This is a genomic window from Saccharibacillus sp. O23, assembly GCF_002205895.1.
Lineage (GTDB): Bacteria > Bacillota > Bacilli > Paenibacillales > Paenibacillaceae > Saccharibacillus.
Genome location: NZ_NJDE01000019.1, coordinates 20,452 through 37,905, shown reverse-complemented (window position 1 = coordinate 37,905; position 17,454 = coordinate 20,452). Strand labels below are relative to the sequence as shown.

Sequence of the window (17,454 nt, the reverse complement as noted above, 5' to 3'; positions counted from 1 at the left end):
TGCAGTTAAGATTTGACGACCTGGTTTAACTTTGTTGCGATTTGCGGCAGAGGAAGCAGGTGCATAACACAGTTTAATTCGGCGGCCGCGCGCGGCATGCCGTAAACTACGCAGGTCTCTTCGCTTTCTGCAATCGTGGTGGAAATTCCCGAGTCGTACAATTTCTTCATTTCTTTGGCTCCGTCGCTGCCCATTCCCGTCATGATGACCGCATGTCGGCGAACTTCGTTCAACTGAAGCACGGAATCGAACATCGCGCCGACGGAAGGCTTATGGCCGTTTTGCGGCGGCGCGTCCGACAGCTCGATGGCGTATTGGCCGCTGCCCGAACGTTTGACGAGCAGATGCTGTCCTCCCGGCGCGATATAAGCCGTGCCTTTGCGAAGCGGCATTCCCTGCTGCGCCTCGACCACTTCGAGCGGACTCAGCGTATTCAAACGTTGAGCCAGCGAATGAGTGAACTTCGGCGGCATGTGCTGAACGATGACGATCGGCGCCGGGAACGAAGCCGGAATATTCTCCAGCAGCTCTTTGAGCGCTCTCGGCCCGCCGGTCGAGCAGCCGACGGCGACGATCTGATCGATCGTTCCGCCTCCGGCCCGGGAAAGCGGAGCCGCAGGAGGCGACACCGGACGATCCGCTTGACGATCGGGCGTTTTTCGTTCCTGCGCGGGACTCTTGAACGAATCTTGCGCCGGAGCGGTCGAGGCCGGCTTTTTGGCCGGAGCCGCGGCAGGCTCGATTCGCGCTCCCGGTTTGTCCGCGGGAGCGGTCGAACGCGCTGCGGCCGGACGCTCGGGCTGGACGGCCGGCGGACGGGCCGGTTTCGAAGGCGCGGCGCTCGGCGGCGGCGCCAGAGGATTCTTCTTCGGCGTCGGCGTCGGAGCCGCAGTGCGCGGCGCCGGCGTAAATCCGGAATTGCCGTCTTTGCGTGGACGCAGCTCCGGCGCCGAAGGCTCGATCTTCGGACGCGGAAGATCCGACGTGCGATCTTCCGGCCGGCGAGGATCGACGGACGGCGGTTCCGCCGTCGCCTCGCGCAGTTCCGGCTCGGCCGGTTCGGGAGCTAACACGATCGGCGCCTTCGTCGTTGCCGGCTTCTCTTTGCGCCAAGCGGAATCATGAACGGCGGCATGCAGTTGGCGCAGCAGCGCTTCCCCGACCGCCTCGATATCTTGGGAATTAGACACGGAAGGTTTACGAATAAAATCGAAAGCGCCGGCTTCCAGCGCCATAATCGTTTCTCTCATTCCTTCTTCGTTGATCCCGGAGAGCATGATAACCGGAAGCGGATATTCGCGCATGATATGCTGCAGCGACTCCAGTCCGTTCATCTCCGGCATTTCTACGTCCATCGTGACGATATCGGGTTTGATTTTTCTGATTTTCTCGACGGCTTCCCGCCCGTTTCGGGCCGTATCGACGACGGAGAACGAAACGTCCCGTTCGATTAGATCGGATACGATCTTTCGCATGAAGGCCGAATCGTCGACTACTAACACGCGATATGGCGTCATAACCTCAACTCCTGTCCTGCTCCAGAATCAGTTTTCACCGTTTTAATAATCTGCGTACAAAGCCTTTGATCCCTTTCGGCGAATCGGCTCGAACCTGCGACGAATATTGCGCGTAACGAAGTGCCAGCTCTTGGATGTCTTTCGAAGCCTGACTGTTCGGAAACCGGATAGAGAACGGGGTTTGTTTCTTAACCGCCTGACTGACATGCGGGTCGTCGCTGACATGACCGAGAATCGGAATATCGAGATGCAGGAACTTCTCTGCGACCAACCGGATTTTGTCGGCGGTCTGTTGAGCCTCTCGTCGGTCCGAAGCCCGATTGACGACTAACCGGAACAGCGCGGCATGTTCCAGATCATGGACCACCTTGACCAACGCGTAAGCGTCGGTGATCGCGGTCGGTTCCGGCGTCGTGACGACGATGCATTCATCGGAAGCGGTAATGAAGCGGATTGTCTCTTTGGACAGTCCCGCACCGGTATCAAACAGAATGTAATCCATGTCATGAGCGATGTCTTCGATCTGCCTCGTGAAGTAGAGCAGATCTTCTTCCGACAACGAGAACAGTTCTGTCATGCCCGAACCGCCTGCAATATAAGGAAGCGAGTTCGGGCCGGATTGAATGATTTCGCTCATGCTTTTTTCCCGTTTGAGCAGATGAAACAAATTGTACTGCGAACGAACGCCCATCAATACGTCGATATTGGCCATCCCGATATCCGCATCGAACACAAGCACCTTTTTCCCTAATTTCTGCAGCTCGAGAGCGAAGTTTAGGGTAAAGTTCGATTTCCCGACGCCCCCTTTTCCGCTGGTTACGGCAATGACATGCGCCGTTTTACCCGGCGGTTCGGAAGAATCCGTCTGCTTCGAAGGATCGGTTCTTAGCGTGGAAATCAGCTCCCTGAGCGCCGCGGCCTGATCACTCATATGGTTTGTTCTCCCAGCAGGACGTCCACGAGCAGGTCTCCGCCGGGAAGCAGCAGATCATCCGGCACGTTTTGTCCGTTCGTGATGTAAGAATACTTAAGCGGATAACGGTGAAGCAAGCTGAAAATGCTGCCAAAGCTTCCGGTCTCGTCCGCTTTGGTAAAAATGACTTTGTCCAGCCTGTACTGGCTGAAGTTATCCGTGATCTCGGCCATGTCCATGTATTTGGAAGTCAGGCTGAGCACAAGATACGTCTCGCTGTGTTCCACGGGGGCGATCAGCGCCTGCAATTCGGACACCAGAAGCTCGTTGCGATAATTGCGCCCTGCGGTATCCATCAGGATCAGATCGCAGCTTTCCAGCTTCTGAAAAGCCCTCTGAAGATCTCCCGGCGACTGCACGACTTCGAGCGGAACGTTGAGAATGGAGGCGTACGTTCGCAGCTGTTCGATGGCGGAGATCCGGTACGTGTCGGAAGTGATGAATCCGACCTTCCGCTTATGCTTGAACATCTGCTCGGCCGCCAGCTTGGCGATCGTCGTCGTCTTGCCGACCCCCGTCGGACCGGCGATATACACGATACGCGTCTGCGGCGATATGCCTCCGCCTTCCCGAGCCGCCGCATAGCTGCGGATCTGCTGCTTCAACTCGTCGGCGGACGTTTCCGGATAGGCTGCCGCTTCCTCTTTTCTCAGCGCTTTCAACCACTCTTCGATCAGAGCTTCGTCTACATGCTGTTGTCGTAAACGATCAAGCATGCGTTCCAGATTCTCGGGCAAAGGCAGTTCCTCGGCCCGGTTTCTCGATAACTTATCGATCATCAGCCGCATTTGATGAAGTTCTTCGTACAAGCGGTCCTCTTTCGTCTGGTCCCGTTCCCCTTGATATTCGCGAATGCTTTGTTCCAAGCGTCGCTGCTGCTCGGCTTGCATCGCCAAGTTCGGTTCGGGCGTGACGGCTAGGCGAGGCGCCGGAACGCTCCCGTTAGAGGAATTATCGGTATATTGGGCCTCAGGTTTTATATTAAGGCCTTCATGGCTCTTTTGAAGAGCAGGAACCGCGACATTAGACCTATGTTCCGCTTCGCGATTCCCTTTTCCGGACGGTTCGATCTGCTGCGCCGGCGAAGGCGTTTGTTGAGGAGCCGCCGCCGCGCTCGCTTTGCGGTAAGCCCCGGCTCCCGCGCTTCGCGGAATGGCTGCGGGGATATTCACGGTTTCGGAATTGGCTGCCGCTTTGACTTTGGGTTCTTGAGATTCGGCTTTATCGTTTTCCAGAGCCGCTACGACTTCCAGTTTCTTTTTGCCGAACAATCCGAATACTCCGCCTACCTTCGTCTCTTTCGTGCTCAGAATGACGGCGTCCGACCCGAGATCGGTTCTGATTTTCTGCATCGCCTCGATCATGGTTTCGACCACGTAACGCTTTACGATCATAAGTTCACCACTCCGACACTTTGAATTTCTACGCTCGGTTCAAGCTCGCTGTAAGAAAGAACCGGAATATCCTGCATCGTGCGTTCGATGATCTGGCGCATGTACATCCGGATCGTCGGCGAGGCCAGCAGGATCGGCTGTTGACCGGACTGGATCGCGCGGTTCACCTGTTCCGTAAGTTTCTGATAGACGGTTTGCGTCGAAACGGGGTCTAAGGCCAGATAGCTGCCCTGCTCGGTCTGCTGAACGCTTTCCGCGATCTTCTTCTCCAGATTAGGTCCTACCGTGATCACCCTCATCGTCTCGCCCTGCTGCGTAAACTGCTGCGTGATCTGACGAGACAGCGCTTGGCGCACGTATTCCGTCAAAATGTCGGGGTCTTTGGTGTAAGTCCCGTAATCGGCAAGCGTCTCGAATATGGTCACCATGTCGCGAATCGAAATTTTCTCTTTAAGCAGCTTCGCGAGCACCTTCTGAATATCGCCGACAGCTAATATGGAAGGAATCAATTCGTCGACGAGCACCGGATAACTTTCTTTGAGATTGTCGATCAGAGCTCTTGTTTCTTGGCGTCCCAGCAGCTCGTGCGCATGGCGTTTGACGAGTTCCGTCAGATGCGTCGCGACGACGGAAGGAGGATCGACCACCGTATATCCGGACAATTCCGCGCGTTCTTTGGTCGCTTCGTCGATCCAGAGCGCCGGAAGCCCGAAAGCCGGTTCCATCGTTTCGATGCCGGTGATGCTTTCGTCGTCGAAGCCCGGACTCATCGCCAGGTAATGGTTTAATAGGAGTTCTCCGCGCCCGACGATATTCCCTTTGATCTTGATGATGTATTCGTTCGGTCTAAGCTGGATATTGTCGCGAATCCGAATAACCGGGACCACAAGGCCCAGTTCCAGCGCGCATTGTCTGCGAATCATGATGATCCGGTCAAGCAGGTCTCCGCCCTGCTGCATATCGGCCAGCGGAATCAACCCGTAACCGAATTCGAATTCGATCGGATCGATCTGAAGCAGGCTGACCACGCTCTCGGGACTGCGCACTTCTTCGATCTCTTTTTCTTCGACTTGAAGTTCCTCCGCCACCTGCTTCTGGTCCAGATTGGACTGCATGCGCCGGGCCGCAAAGAAGATCAGGCCGGCCAACGGAAGCGTGGAATACCAATGGATCGGAGTCAAGAGACCCAATAAGGCGATAGCCGCAGCGACGATATACAGGAGTTTCGGATAAGAAAAGAGCTGTCCGACCACGTCGTCGGCCAAGTTGCCTTCCGAAGTGGCGCGGGTCACGATCAGACCGGATGCCGTGGAGATCAGCAGCGCCGGAATCTGGCTGACCAAGCCGTCCCCGATCGTCAAGATCGAGTAGGTCGACAGCGCGGTTCCGAAGTCCATGCCGTGAATGGTCATACCGATAATGAAACCGCCGACCAAGTTGATGATCAGCAGGATGATGCTGGCGATCGCGTCGCCTTTGACGAATTTGCTCGCACCGTCCATTGCGCCGTAGAAGTCCGCTTCGCGCTCGATTTTAGAACGTCTCTCGCGCGCCTGCTGTTCATTGATCAGGCCTGCGTTCAGATCGGCGTCAATGCTCATCTGTTTGCCGGGCATCGCGTCGAGCGTAAAGCGCGCTCCTACTTCGGCTACGCGTTCGGAACCTTTGACGATAACGATAAATTGAACGGCGACGAGGATCAGGAAGATGATGAAGCCGATCGCGATCTCCCCGCCGGCCACGAATTCGCCGAACGTTCGAACGACGGAGCCTGCATCTGCTTTCCCGAGAATCAATTTGGTCGTCGAAATGTTCAAAGACAGCCGGAACAACGTCGTGATCAGCAGCAGCGCCGGGAAGATCGAAAACTGCAGCGCTTCTTTGGTGCTCATCGCGAGCAGCATGATCAGCATCGCGGCCGAAATATTAATGACGATCAGAACGTCGAGCAGCCAGGTAGGAATGGGGAGAATCATCATCAGGACGATCCCGAGCACCCCGGCAAGAACCACTATGTCCGTTTTCTTCATACTTGTTCTCCTTCCCGGCTTGATGAATTTACTTTACTTTGCCTTTAAGCTTATATACATAGGCCAGCACTTCCGCGACCGCTTGGAAAAGATCCGCGGGAACCGTGTCCCCGATCTCGGCCTGAGCGAACAAAGCGCGTGCCAGCGGCTTGTTTTCCATAATCATGACGCCGTTTTCTTTGGCGATTTCCCGAATGCGCAGCGCCGTGAAATCCTGTCCTTTGGCGACGATTTCGGGAGCTTGCATCTGAGTGCCGTCGTATTTCAACGCGACCGCGTAATGCGTCGGGTTGGTGATGATGACGTCCGCGGTCGGAACGTCCTGCATCATCCGCTGCATCGCCATGCGGCGCTGCCGTTCGCGAATTTTGCCTTTGATCATCGGATCGCCTTCCGCTTTTTTGTATTCGTCTTTGATATCCTGCTTGGACATCCGTATGCCTTTTTCGAATTCGTACTTCTGATACATATAATCCAGCGCTCCCAGCACGAGCAGAGCGGCACCGATCTTGATGCCGAGCGAAATCGTGACGGATGCGGCAAAACTCAAGGTATCTTCGAGCGACATTGCATGCAGTTTGGAAATAGCTGCGATCTCGCCTCGAAGCGTGCTGTAGACCAGAAAACCGATAACGGTCATTTTAAGCAGCGATTTCAACATTTCTACCAATGAACGCATCGAGAATATATTTTTGAATCCTTTGATCGGATCCAGCTTGCTGAATTTGGGTTTGAGTCCTTCGCTTGCAAAAAGAAGACCGTATTGACCGAAGCTCGCGACAATCGGAATAATGATCGCGATAATGAAGATCGGAGCCAGCAGTTTGAGAATCTCTACCATATACTGCCTCATCATGTTCATGACGTTATCGATGGTGATATCCATCGTCATCCATTCCGTGAACACGTCGGTAAACAATTTGGTGATGACCGTCCGGTAATTGCTTCCGAAGATCATCAGCATCGCCATGGCCCCGACCAAGACGGCTGCGGCGGGCAGCTCCTGGCTTTTGGCGACCTGACCTTTCTTTCGGCTTTCTTCCCGCTTTTTGGGCGTCGCTTTCTCCGTCTTCTCGCCAGAGAACAACTGCAAGTCAAGTTTCAGACGAAGTTCCACGTTCTTTCTCCTCCTGCCGTAAGCCGCTTTTACTGAGGGCGCTTCCCGACCGTTCCCAACACTCCCTGCATCGTTTGCGCCATAAGCGAAAACAGTTGATCGAAAATGTAGGTCAAACTCGGCATCAGAAGCAGTAGCAGCAAAAGTCCTACAATGATCTTGATCGGAATACCGATAACGAAGATATTGAACTGCGGAGCCGTTTTGGCCAAGAATCCCAGACCGACGTCTGTCAGGAACAACGCGACCACGATCGGAGCGGCCATCTGAAACGCCACCATCATCGACATCGCGAATGCTTTCAGCAGAAATTCCATCAAACTCCCGTCATAGATCCGAACAAACAACTCGTTATCTATCGGCACCCAGTCGTAACTGTACACGATCGCGTCGAGCAGCCTATGATGACCGTTCATCGACAAGAAAAGCAGCATGGCGATCATGTATTTGAATTGTCCCGTCAGCGGGGTAACCGCGCCGGTCGTCGGATCGAACAACGTTGCCATGCCGAAACCGATCTGGATATCCAGTACCGCGCCGGCGATCTGAACGGCAATGATGATGATATACGCGCAGTAGCCGAGCAGCAATCCCATCAAAATCTCGCGTACGATCAGCAGCACGTAACTCCCGTCGAACGCGGCCGTCTGATTCGTTCCGTAACTCAGATAGACCAGAATCGACACCATGGTCGCGACGCCCACTTTGAACCGCGTCGGAATATTGCGCGACGAGATCAGCGGAGCGACGACGAAAAACGAAGTCACCCGACAGAAAATCAGCAAAAATACCGGAAACGTCTGTAATAAGTTATTCATCATAAACCGACCTTACCCGATATATAAATACAAGTTGTTTAGAATCCGATACGTGAAATCGACAAGCGTGTTCAGAATCCATGGACCGAACACCAGAATCGATAACATGACCGCGACGATTTTCGGAACGAAAGCGAGCGTTTGTTCCTGAATCTGGGTCGTCGCTTGAAAAATACTGACGATCAAGCCTACGACCAGTCCGAGAATCAGCATAGGCGCGCTGGCTTTCAACACCACGTACACCGCTTGACCGGCAAGACCGATAATAAAATTTGAATCCATTGCGTTCCCCTCCCGATTTGATCCGGCCTCTGCGGCATCTTAACCGGAATTGAAGCTGAGAAGCAGCGATTTGACGACCAGATACCAACCATCCACGAGCACGAACAACAAGATCTTGAACGGAAGCGAAATGACGGTCGGCGGAAGCATCATCATGCCCATTGCCATGAGCGTGCTGGAAACGACAATATCGATGACCAGAAACGGAATATAAATCATGAAGCCCATCTGAAAAGCGGTCTTCATCTCGCTGATGGCATAAGCCGGCACCATAACGGTCAGCGGAATATCTTCGAAACTTTTCGGCTTCTCCATGCCCGTATAATCCATGAACAGCAGCAGGTCTTTCTCCCGCGTATGCTTGAACATGAATTCTTTCATCGGGATCGCGGCTTTGTCCAGCGCCTCCATCTGCGTCAGCTCGCCTTTTACGTAAGGCTGAAGGGCCGTATCGTTAATAGACGACAACGTCGGCGACATGATAAAAAGCGTCAAAAAAAGTGCCAGTCCCACGAGCACCTGATTCGGCGGCATTTGCTGCGTACCGAGCGACGTTCTGACGAAACTGAGCACAATGACGATGCGTGTGAAACTGGTCATCAAAACCAGAAGGGCCGGCGCGATGCTGATGACCGTGATCAGCAGCAGAACGGACAAGGTGCTGGTTGCCGGCGCACCGTCCGAATTGGAATCTCCGCCTACCTGAATATCGATATTCGGGATCGGATTTTCGGTGCCGGTCGCATGCGCGGACGGCAAAACATGGATGAAGATAAAGACTATAGACAAAATCAACGTAATGATCAGCTTTTTTTTCATGGTTCCCTCGATCGTTCGACAGATTCCTCTTTTTCCAGCAGGTCGTCGACTTTGCGTCTCCGATCGGTGGCTTCTTTCAACCTCGTTTCGAATAATTGTTGGAACGAAGCTGAATCGAGCTCTTCCGCGTCTTCGGAAACGGTATTCGCGCGGCCTCGGAATCTGGATGTAAGTTTCTCCGCCCAATCGGGCAGAGCGATGTTCGGGCCGGTGCTTTGTTGCTCCAGCGCTTCGATCAGCATCTCCACCTCTTCGGCTTCAGAGATTTTGTCGATCAGAGTAATATTTTCGCCGACGCCGATCAAATAAACGCTGCGGCCGATCTCGACGATCTGTAGCGATTTATTTTGGCCGAGGCCGACTCCGCCCAGTGTACGGACAGAGCGGCCGCCGAACCAGCCCCGATTTTTTTTGCCCAGATACCGGATCAAAAAAACAATAAGGACGACAATCGCGATCAGGACGAAGATTACCCATACGAGATAGGAATACGCGCCGGTATCCGCCGTAAAGTTCGGCTGCTCTTCGTTTAATAAAAGCATAGGCGGTGTGCCGCCTTACGCGCCGAGCGTCTTGTTGATCGCTTCGATAACGCGGTCGGATTGGAACGGTTTTACGATGAAGTCTTTGGCGCCCGCTTGGATCGCGTCGATAACCATCGCCTGTTGACCCATGGCGGAGCACATAATGACTTTGGCGCTGGCGTCCAGCTTTTTGATTTCTTTCAGGGCGGCGATTCCGTCCATTTCCGGCATCGTGATATCCATCGTGATGAGATCCGGTTTAAGCTCCTTGAATTTTTCTACGGCTTGCGAGCCGTCTTGAGCTTCCCCTACGACTTCAAAGCCATTTTTCGTCAGAATATCTCTGATCATCATGCGCATGAAAGCTGCGTCGTCCACGATAAGAATACGGTTTGCCATTGATTAAAAATCCTCCCTGTCGATTGCGTTATTGTAAGTTTTGAATACGGTCCCACTGACTGACGATATCGGTTACGCGTACGCCGAAGTTTTCGTCGATGACGACGACTTCTCCTTTGGCGATCAGCTTATTGTTAACCAGGATATCGACGGGTTCGCCGGCCAGCTTATCCAGCTCGACGATGGAGCCCTGGGACAACTCCAGAATCTCCTTGATCTGCTTTTGGGTCCTTCCTAATTCTACGGTGACTTTGAGGGGAATGTCCATCAGTAATCCTAAATTATTTTCTTCCCCTTGACCGAAGCCGCCGTTCTGAAGATTCCCGAACTGCACGGGTTGAACATTCACGTTGCGTCCCGGCGCGCTGCCGTAATGGTTAGGCTGCGGAGGCTGCTGCTGCGGCATCGGCATCTGACCGTATCCCGGATATGCGCCGTAAGGCATGCCGTAATCGGGCTGCGCGCCCGGCGCTCCGTACCCCGGATAAGGAGGCTGCTGCGCCGGCGGCATCCCGTAAGGAGGCATCCCCTGCTGTTGGGCCGAAGCGGCGTACGGATCGGGATACGGCGTGTTCTGAACAGGTGCTTGCGGCTGCTGCATTTGCGGTTCCGGCTGCGCCGGAGCTTGAGCTTGCGGCGCTGCGGTCGGCTGAGGTTCCGGCGCCGTTTCTTCCATCGCGCCTCCCAGCAGCATCTCGACCATGCTTTTGGCAAAGTCTATGGTGATCAACTGCATAATGGTCGAATCGATCAAATCTCCGATCAAGAGACGGAACGACACTTTGATCAAGGTTTCTTCCATCGGAAGATTGCTGACCCCGTCTCCGCTGGCGACATCGAGAATATCGATAGCAGGAGGCGATATGTTGACAAACCGGTTAAAAATGGTGGACATCGACGTTGCCGAAGAGCCCATCATTTGATTCATTGCTTCTTGTACAGCGCTGATATGGATTTCGTTCAGTTCCTCATCCTGCGGATTCCCTTCTCCGCCGAGCATAAGGTCGGCGATGATCTGAGCGTCTCTTTTTTTGATCACGAGAGAGTTGATGCCTTGGAATCCGTCCACGTAATTGACGTGTACGGCGACATGCGGTTTAGGGAATTCGGATTCGAATTGGCTTCTTGTGATAATCGAAACTTTCGGCGTCGTAATATCGACTTTGCGGCCGAGCAGCGTAGACAATGCGGTCGCGGCGCTGCCGAACGTAATGTTCCCGATTTCGCCTAAAGCGTCTTGTTCGAGCGAACTCAAGAAGTCATCGACAGTCTTGGCGCTGCCCGCGTCGGAGCCGGCATCGTCAGGTTCCGACTGCTTGAGCAAAGCGTCGATTTCTTCCTGCGACAAATAATCTTTACTGGTCAAACTCCTCAACTCCTTCGTTGACGATCTCGTCGATTTGCACGGCGATCCGGTCTTTGATCATGCCCGGACTTCCGATGAATTTCAGGTTGTCTCCTACCCGGATCGCCAGTCCTTCTTCGGCGGCTTTATTCAGCGTAATGACGTCTCCAGGAGCTAAACTGAGAAATTCGCGGATCGTCAGCTGGGATTGGCCGAGCTCGGCGATAACCGGAAGCTCGGCACGGGTCACGCGTTGACGCAGCGCTTCGAGTTCTTCGGGAGCACGCGCTTTTTTCTGCGAAACGAACCAATGATGCACCGACAATTTCGACATGATCGGCTCGATCACGACGTGAGGGATACATAAGTTGATCATGCCGCTCGTATCGCCGATCTTGGTGCTGAGCGAGATCAGCGCGATCGTTTCGTTCGGCGATACGATCTGCATGAACTGCGGATTCGTCTCCAAAGCTTCCATTCGCGGCGAAAGGTCATACACTGTTTTCCATGCTTCTTGCAGATTCTCCAATGCCCTGCTGAAGATCCGTTCCATGATCATCAATTCGATCTCGGTGAGCGCTCCGGGCTTAACCGGCGCCGTTCCGCTGCCGCCCAACATGCGGTCCACCATCGCGAACGCGATGTTGGGGTGCACTTCGAGCACCATTCGGCCTTCGAGCGGCTCCGCTTCGAAAATGTTCAGAACGGTCATTTTCGGAATGGAGCGAATGAATTCGTCGTAAGGCAGTTGTTCGACCTGAACGACGTTGATCTGAACGAAGGTACGGAGTTGGGCGGAGAAGTAGGTCGTCAAGTTCCGCGCAAAGTTTTCATGAATTCGAGTCAAGCTTCGAATATGGTCTTTCGAGAAACGCACGGCGCGCTTGAAATCGTAAGAACGAATTTTACGCTGCGTCTCTTCTTTTTTCAGTTCTTCGGCATCCATTTCTCCTGAAGAAAGCGCAGCTAGCAGGGCATCGATCTCGTTCTGGGATAATACATCAACCAAACCTTTCACCCCCTCCCAATAGATACAGCCGTCCCTGACGGTACGGCTTGTAACTCATGCGATCCGTCTGCCGGCCGGGCGAATCAGATCGTAGCCAGCAAGAAGTTCGTGATATTCACGCTGACCACTTCGCCTTCGGGCAGCGATTTGTTGATCAGATTTTTAAGCTTGGTATTCAACTGCGTTTTTCCTTTGACGGTGCTCAAGCTTTCCGGCGTCATATCGGCCAGCGTCATCAAAACGATCGGCTTTACCGTAATTTCTTTGATTTCGTCGAATTCCGCTTTGGTTTTGGCGCTGTCGAGTTGGAACGAGAAATCGACTTGGACGATAAAGGAAGCGTCCGAAAGGTTAGTCTTGATGTCGGTCATATCGGAGCTGACGGCCACGATTTCTTTGGCGGACAGTTTTTTCTCCTGTTTGGCTTCGGGTTTCTTTTCTCCCGATGCGGTCGTTTCCTTATCGTTATTGCCGAATACCAAGAAAACGGCTACGACGATAAGCGTGATGGCCAATAACATCGTAATCAGCCACGGCAAAAGTTTCTTCATTCTTCTTCCCCCACGTTTTGCACTTTGATCGAAGCGGTGTGAAGCCCGATCGCGGCGTAATATTCGGTCATCAGCTTAACCACGTCGGCGGCTTTTTCAAGCACGATCATGCGTTTGCCGTTAACCAGCGTAACATAAGTGTCGGGCGTTTCTTCGACCATCTCGATTTGCAGCGCGTTAAGCCAGAGCGGCGAGCCGTTCAAACGAGTCACTGGAATCATGGTTTTCCTCCCGTAAAGCTGGCGCAAAGGCGGCTTGGATCAGCCGGCCGATGCGCCGCTATTCATTCCTCTTATCGTTTCAGGTTGACAACTTCTTGGAGAATTTCGTCGGACGTGGTGATGATTCTGGAGTTGGCTTGGAAACCGCGCTGAGCGGTAATCATCTCGGTGAATTCGCCCGTCAGGTCGACGTTCGACATTTCGAGTTGGCCGGCTACGATACCGCCTGCTTGCGCGTTAGCGCCGTCGGCTCCAGCTTCGAGCGAAATCGTTTCTCCCGGTGCCATCGCATTCTGTCCTACCCGATACAGATTGCCGCCGGCCTTTTCCAACCCTTCAGGGTTTCGTACGACAACGACTGCGATACGGTTTTCCGTATTGATTTCCCCTGCCGCGTCTCGAATCGTAACTGTTCCGTCACTGCCGATCGAAGACTTCGACCCTGCAGGGATATTGATCTTGGTGCCACCTGTGTTAAGAACATATAATCCGTCCCCATTTACCAAATCACCGTTTCCATCCACATGGAAATCGCCGGCTCTAGTCAAAAAATTGTCTCCGCCGTCTTCTCCGGTCAGCGATACTGCAAAGAATCCGTCTCCGTCGATCCGCAAGTCGGTAGGATTGTTCGTCGTCATCGCGCTACCAGCGAGATGCAGAGTGTCGATAGAACCGATCGAAACACCCAGACCGATTTGCTTGGCGTTGGAACCGCCGTTTGCATCCCCCGGAGCCGTTGCGCCTGCGGAAGTCTGACTGAGAATATCCTTGAACATAACGCGGGAAGCTTTGAATCCGGTCGTGTTGACGTTCGCGATATTGTTGCCGATGACGTCGAGTTTCGTTTGGAAGCCTTTCATGCCCGACACGCCCGAATACATGGATCTCAACATTAGATGATTCCTCCTATGATTTCGTCAATTTGATTTTTTCAGCAGATTTGATCTTTTTACATTTTACTTTATATTCCATGAAAAATCCCGGCTAAAAAGTGCTATCTTTCACCGCGTCATGCGTTCGGCGGCGATCCGGCTTCCTATCGGTCCAGCCGGTCTAGCTAGGAAACAATGACTGCACTGTCGATCTGCGTGAATACATTGTTTTTCATTGAATTTTCATCCACGGCCGTAACGACCGTTCGATTTTTGACGTTTACGATAAGAGCCATGTCCTGCATGAGCAGCAGCGACTCTTTGGATCCTTTGGCTGCGGCTTTGTCGATCGCGCTGCCGATCTTGCGGAGTTGTTCGGAATTAAGCTGAATGCCTCGCTGTTCCAGCCTTTTCGAAGCGTGTCCGCTGAACTTCAACAGCTGCTCGTCCAGAACGGATTGGAACGCTTCTCCGTTTGCCGGTTTGCCGGCCTGATTTCGTGAAACCGCTGGCGGAATCTTGCTCGGATACAGCTGGCCTACGCGAATCGGATCATTCATTTCATTTTACACCTCCGCTATCGCCGGACTCGGTCGTGCTCGCGGCCTCCTCTTGGGAAGTCTGCGCGGCATCCGATTTCGTTTCCGGAGCGGAAGCGCTCTGAGCCGCCGCTTGAGTCGCGGCTTTATCCGTCGAATCGGTTGTCGGCGTTTTATTGCCCGCGTCCGCTTTTTCGATCACGGTAATGTCGTTTACAGGAACCAGATAACTATCGACCGCCGCAAACATTTTACCGTCTTTTTGCAGAACCGAAGTTACGTCGCCCGTCAAATAATTTTTGGTTTCCGTGTCGTACCAAGTGATCTTCTGACCGATCAATTGAGACGCCGTGCCCATCGAAGCGTTCATTTGAGTCAACTGGGTAGACATGTTCATCAGCTGCTCCAGCGAGGAGAACTGGGCCATCTGAGCCGTAAACTGCGAATTGTCCATCGGAGACAACGGATCTTGGTTTTTAAGCTGCGCGATCAAGATGGTCATGAACTGGTCTTTGCCCATCGTCGCCGAATCGCTCTCTTTTTTAGACGCGGCCGCCGCTTTCTGAACGTTTTCTTTAGAATAGTTGGGCCAGATATTTGTCGTTGAAACGGATTCGTTTGCCAATGACAGAACCTCCTGACTGAATTATGCTTCCGCTACGAAAGAACTTCCGTTTTGTGCTGCTGTTTTCTGTCTTAACCATTCGCCGAGTTCTTCGCCGAGCTCCGCCGTCAATCTCGCATCGTCGGTCGCTTCTTCTCTCGAGCGGGAACGTCCGTTTTGCTGCTGTCCGTTTCCGGACTGATTGCCGTTTTGATCCATTTGCGATTGCAGCGACGAACTTTGCGTTACTTCGAGCCGCTCTACCGTAATGCCTTGGCTCTGAAGCGTTCCGCGAAGCTGTACCATCTGCTGTTCCAGCATATCTTTGGCCATCGCGTGTTCCGTCACGAAGTGGGCGACAAGCTGTCCCGCGTGCATCGTCAAGCGGATATCCACTTTGCCGAGATGATCCGGCGTCAGCGAGATTTTCGCTTCGGTAAATCCTTCTTTACGCAAAATCTCCAATCGATCCACGGCCAGTTTGGCTACCTCTTGCGGAATGCGCTGTACAGGTACGGCTTCGACCGGTTTGGCCGGCGTCGTTCCGTTTGCCCGGAGCGCCAATTCGCCCGCCGTGATCGTAGCTTGCGGTTTAAGTTCCTGCTGAGCGTCTTGATCGGTTCCGTCGCCCTGCTGCGTATCTGCGCCGCTTTGTTGAGCTTGACTTTTCGACTGCACGACCGTTTGATCGGCTGCGGATTTCAACTGCGTCTGAGCATCGGTTTTGCCGACTGCCGAATCGTTCTTGACCGCGGTTCCGATCTCTTGACCTTGAACCACGCCTGCGGACTGTTGAGCCGCGACCGATTTGGCGTTGATCTTCGTTTCTTTACCGACTTCTTCGACCGTTTGTTGGAGAGCGGTCAGCGCTTGTTGGGCCAGCGCCTTCATGTCCGGTGCCGTTTGATCGCTTTTTTGCATATCGATCAGCTGAACGACCGTATCTTGAAGCGCGAATTTGAGCGTTGCCGGATTGGAAGCCAGCGCGTTCACCGCGGATGCTTGGGTTTCGCCGCCTGCTTCTCCTTCTTGCGGATTCAGAAGAGCTTGCGCTTGTTGAATCCATCCTTGCAGCATCGACATCAGTTCGGGATGTTCTTGCAGCTGCCCGTCCAAAGAATCGAGCTGTTCAAGCAGATCGTCGAGTTTGGCATCCAACTGCTTGGTGTCGCCTTCTGCGGACGAATTTTCGTCTCCGCTGACTTGGCCTGCGGCCGCGATCAGTTGTTGAAGAGCTGCCAGAAGCGGGTTGGCCGGCGTTTCGGAACCTGTTTCGGATCCTGCGACCGCAGCCCCCATAAGTTGTTGAAGCGATTGGCCGAAGATCGCCGCCGCGCCGCTTGCCGAGGCGGCAGCCGAAGTCGTGGCGGAAGCCGCTGCTTTGCCGCCTCCTGCTCCGGAAGCCGGAGCGGCCGAACCTGTGGACATTCCCGGAATCGTCATTCCCATTTTCCTCTATTCACCTCCTCTCGAGTGTATTAGCTTCCGATCAATTTATTGGCCAAAGCAGCGGCCGTTTCGCTATCCGTGCCGGCCATTTGAGACAGAATGCCGGAACGCGTCGTATCGTCTACCGATTTCAAGATTGTCAGCACCTTTGCTTGATTGGTTTTGGCCATTTGCGCCAGCAGCGTTGCCGCGCTTGCAGCATCCATCGAACTGAACGTTTGAGCCAACTGCGTCTGGTTCAACGAACCGCCGGTCGAATTGGTTTGCGGCTGAGCCGAGGCTTTATCGGCATTGTCCGCGGCGGCTCGCGCTGCATTAGCCGCGGTCTCCAATTGCTGCGGCGACGTGGCGTTTTTGAGCATGATCGATATTTTGGCCGCTTTGTCCGCCGTCATCTTTTGCAGGATCGCCGATTGTTGTTCGGTTCCCATCGCGTTCAGAACCATCGCGATTTCTTCATTGGTCAAAGTCTCCAGAATCGGAGCCGCCTTGCTGGCGCTCATTGCCGCATAAGTGGCGGCGAGCTGTCTGACTTGATCGCTCGGTTTCGGTTTTTCTTTGCTTTGTTGATCCGCAGCCGCTTTCTTCTGAGCGGCTTTGGCGTCTTCGACCTGTTTTTTCAAGCTGTCCACTTCGGTTTGAGTGCTGGCTTGCTTTTGCTTGGCCGCGTTCAATTCCGTCGTTTTTTGCTGCAGCTGCGTTTTCAGCTGTTTGATCGTCGCTTCGTCGCTGGCTTTCTGCTGCTCTTTCTTCATGGCGGCTTGCTGTTCCGGCGTGTACGTCGGTTTGGGAAGCATCGTGCCGACAACAGGAATCTTGTTTGCCGTCTCCAGCACCGAATTGCGAGTGCTCGGATTCAATAAGGTAAGCAGCACGCCAACCAATACGATGGTGAACAGGATCGGGACGGCGAACAACAGAATTCGACCGGCTTTGCTGCCCGAACCTTCTTCCAGAGCCATCTCAGGTTGAACTTCGGTTTTTGCCATAC

General features: G+C 53.6%; 19 protein-coding genes. All 19 read right to left on the bottom strand.

Annotated elements, in window-relative coordinates; genetic code table 11:
- Nucleotides 1–5 precede the first annotated feature (5 nt).
- The 19 genes from CDO73_RS20355 to CDO73_RS20265 all read right to left on the bottom strand — a co-directional run bounded on the left by CDO73_RS20355 (nt 6) and on the right by CDO73_RS20265 (nt 17,452).
- A complete protein-coding gene (locus CDO73_RS20355; protein ID WP_088490361.1) occupies nt 6–1,517 on the bottom strand; it encodes a chemotaxis protein CheB in 1,512 nt (503 codons plus the stop codon).
- A gap of 34 nt (nt 1,518–1,551) precedes the next feature.
- Nucleotides 1,552–2,448 carry a MinD/ParA family protein gene (locus tag CDO73_RS20350; protein ID WP_088490360.1) on the bottom strand — a complete coding sequence of 299 codons (897 nt, stop codon included), beginning with the start codon at nt 2,446–2,448 and terminating at the stop codon, nt 1,552–1,554.
- Nucleotides 2,445–3,884, bottom strand: a complete 1,440-nt coding sequence (flhF, locus tag CDO73_RS20345; protein ID WP_088490359.1) for a flagellar biosynthesis GTPase FlhF — start codon at nt 3,882–3,884, stop codon at nt 2,445–2,447. Before flhF ends, CDO73_RS20350 begins: the two co-directional genes overlap by 4 nt.
- The gene (gene flhA / locus CDO73_RS20340; RefSeq protein WP_088490358.1) at nt 3,881–5,914 is read right to left on the bottom strand and encodes a flagellar biosynthesis protein FlhA; all 2,034 of its coding nucleotides are present in this window, start codon (nt 5,912–5,914) and stop codon (nt 3,881–3,883) included. The genes flhF and flhA overlap by 4 nt, the downstream gene beginning before the upstream one ends.
- A gap of 28 nt (nt 5,915–5,942) precedes the next feature.
- Nucleotides 5,943–7,031: a flagellar biosynthesis protein FlhB gene (flhB, locus tag CDO73_RS20335; RefSeq protein WP_179218773.1), complete on the bottom strand. Its 1,089-nt coding sequence runs from the start codon at nt 7,029–7,031 to the stop codon at nt 5,943–5,945.
- 29 nt (nt 7,032–7,060) lie between these two features.
- Nucleotides 7,061–7,849 (bottom strand): flagellar biosynthetic protein FliR, encoded by a 789-nt coding sequence (fliR, locus tag CDO73_RS20330; RefSeq protein WP_088490357.1) that lies wholly within the window; start codon nt 7,847–7,849, stop codon nt 7,061–7,063.
- 12 nt (nt 7,850–7,861) lie between these two features.
- Nucleotides 7,862–8,131: a flagellar biosynthesis protein FliQ gene (gene fliQ / locus CDO73_RS20325; protein WP_088490356.1), complete on the bottom strand. Its 270-nt coding sequence runs from the start codon at nt 8,129–8,131 to the stop codon at nt 7,862–7,864.
- Nucleotides 8,132–8,170: 39 nt separating this feature from the next.
- Nucleotides 8,171–8,950, bottom strand: a complete 780-nt coding sequence (fliP, locus tag CDO73_RS20320) for a flagellar type III secretion system pore protein FliP (RefSeq protein WP_088490355.1) — start codon at nt 8,948–8,950, stop codon at nt 8,171–8,173.
- Complete coding sequence (locus CDO73_RS20315; RefSeq protein WP_088490354.1) at nt 8,947–9,492, bottom strand: flagellar biosynthetic protein FliO; 546 nt, start codon at nt 9,490–9,492, stop codon at nt 8,947–8,949. The genes fliP and CDO73_RS20315 overlap by 4 nt, the downstream gene beginning before the upstream one ends.
- Before the next feature lie 15 nt (nt 9,493–9,507).
- Nucleotides 9,508–9,873, bottom strand: a complete 366-nt coding sequence (locus CDO73_RS20310; RefSeq protein WP_087800886.1) for a response regulator — start codon at nt 9,871–9,873, stop codon at nt 9,508–9,510.
- 28 nt (nt 9,874–9,901) lie between these two features.
- A complete protein-coding gene (gene fliY, locus CDO73_RS20305) occupies nt 9,902–11,239 on the bottom strand; it encodes a flagellar motor switch phosphatase FliY (protein ID WP_088490353.1) in 1,338 nt (445 codons plus the stop codon).
- The gene (gene fliM / locus CDO73_RS20300; protein WP_088490352.1) at nt 11,229–12,227 is read right to left on the bottom strand and encodes a flagellar motor switch protein FliM; all 999 of its coding nucleotides are present in this window, start codon (nt 12,225–12,227) and stop codon (nt 11,229–11,231) included. Before fliM ends, fliY begins: the two co-directional genes overlap by 11 nt.
- Before the next feature lie 83 nt (nt 12,228–12,310).
- Entirely contained in the window at nt 12,311–12,778 is a 468-nt protein-coding gene (locus CDO73_RS20295) for a flagellar basal body-associated FliL family protein (RefSeq protein ID WP_088490351.1), read from the bottom strand.
- Entirely contained in the window at nt 12,775–12,999 is a 225-nt protein-coding gene (locus CDO73_RS20290) for a flagellar FlbD family protein (RefSeq protein WP_088490350.1), read from the bottom strand. The genes CDO73_RS20295 and CDO73_RS20290 overlap by 4 nt, the downstream gene beginning before the upstream one ends.
- Before the next feature lie 71 nt (nt 13,000–13,070).
- Entirely contained in the window at nt 13,071–13,892 is an 822-nt protein-coding gene (gene flgG, locus CDO73_RS20285) for a flagellar basal body rod protein FlgG (protein ID WP_088490349.1), read from the bottom strand.
- Nucleotides 13,893–14,056: 164 nt separating this feature from the next.
- A complete protein-coding gene (locus CDO73_RS20280; protein WP_088490348.1) occupies nt 14,057–14,431 on the bottom strand; it encodes a TIGR02530 family flagellar biosynthesis protein in 375 nt (124 codons plus the stop codon).
- A gap of 1 nt (nt 14,432) precedes the next feature.
- The gene (locus CDO73_RS20275) at nt 14,433–15,035 is read right to left on the bottom strand and encodes a flagellar hook capping FlgD N-terminal domain-containing protein (protein WP_088490347.1); all 603 of its coding nucleotides are present in this window, start codon (nt 15,033–15,035) and stop codon (nt 14,433–14,435) included.
- Nucleotides 15,036–15,056: 21 nt separating this feature from the next.
- On the bottom strand, nt 15,057–16,463 hold the full coding sequence (locus CDO73_RS20270; protein WP_088490346.1) for a flagellar hook-length control protein FliK: 1,407 nt from the start codon (nt 16,461–16,463) through the stop codon (nt 15,057–15,059).
- 29 nt (nt 16,464–16,492) lie between these two features.
- Complete coding sequence (locus CDO73_RS20265; RefSeq protein ID WP_088490345.1) at nt 16,493–17,452, bottom strand: MotE family protein; 960 nt, start codon at nt 17,450–17,452, stop codon at nt 16,493–16,495.
- Nucleotides 17,453–17,454: the final 2 nt, after the last annotated feature.

What these genes read in the sequence shown, in the direction of transcription:
- CDO73_RS20355 (WP_088490361.1), bottom strand. Translation starts at nt 1,517, where the DNA reads ATGACGCCATATCGCGTGTTAGTAGTCGACGATTCGGCCTTCATGCGA.
- flhF (WP_088490359.1), bottom strand. Translation starts at nt 3,884, where the DNA reads ATGATCGTAAAGCGTTACGTGGTCGAAACCATGATCGAGGCGATGCAG.
- CDO73_RS20295 (WP_088490351.1), bottom strand. Translation starts at nt 12,778, where the DNA reads ATGAAGAAACTTTTGCCGTGGCTGATTACGATGTTATTGGCCATCACG.
- flgG (WP_088490349.1), bottom strand. Translation starts at nt 13,892, where the DNA reads ATGTTGAGATCCATGTATTCGGGCGTGTCGGGCATGAAAGGCTTCCAA.
- CDO73_RS20350 (WP_088490360.1), bottom strand. Translation starts at nt 2,448, where the DNA reads ATGAGTGATCAGGCCGCGGCGCTCAGGGAGCTGATTTCCACGCTAAGA.
- CDO73_RS20265 (WP_088490345.1), bottom strand. Translation starts at nt 17,452, where the DNA reads ATGGCAAAAACCGAAGTTCAACCTGAGATGGCTCTGGAAGAAGGTTCG.
- CDO73_RS20290 (WP_088490350.1), bottom strand. Translation starts at nt 12,999, where the DNA reads ATGATTCCAGTGACTCGTTTGAACGGCTCGCCGCTCTGGCTTAACGCG.
- flhA (WP_088490358.1), bottom strand. Translation starts at nt 5,914, where the DNA reads ATGAAGAAAACGGACATAGTGGTTCTTGCCGGGGTGCTCGGGATCGTC.
- CDO73_RS20310 (WP_087800886.1), bottom strand. Translation starts at nt 9,873, where the DNA reads ATGGCAAACCGTATTCTTATCGTGGACGACGCAGCTTTCATGCGCATG.
- fliR (WP_088490357.1), bottom strand. Translation starts at nt 7,849, where the DNA reads ATGAATAACTTATTACAGACGTTTCCGGTATTTTTGCTGATTTTCTGT.
- CDO73_RS20270 (WP_088490346.1), bottom strand. Translation starts at nt 16,463, where the DNA reads ATGGGAATGACGATTCCGGGAATGTCCACAGGTTCGGCCGCTCCGGCT.
- fliQ (WP_088490356.1), bottom strand. Translation starts at nt 8,131, where the DNA reads ATGGATTCAAATTTTATTATCGGTCTTGCCGGTCAAGCGGTGTACGTG.
- fliP (WP_088490355.1), bottom strand. Translation starts at nt 8,950, where the DNA reads ATGAAAAAAAAGCTGATCATTACGTTGATTTTGTCTATAGTCTTTATC.
- CDO73_RS20280 (WP_088490348.1), bottom strand. Translation starts at nt 14,431, where the DNA reads ATGAATGATCCGATTCGCGTAGGCCAGCTGTATCCGAGCAAGATTCCG.
- CDO73_RS20315 (WP_088490354.1), bottom strand. Translation starts at nt 9,492, where the DNA reads ATGCTTTTATTAAACGAAGAGCAGCCGAACTTTACGGCGGATACCGGC.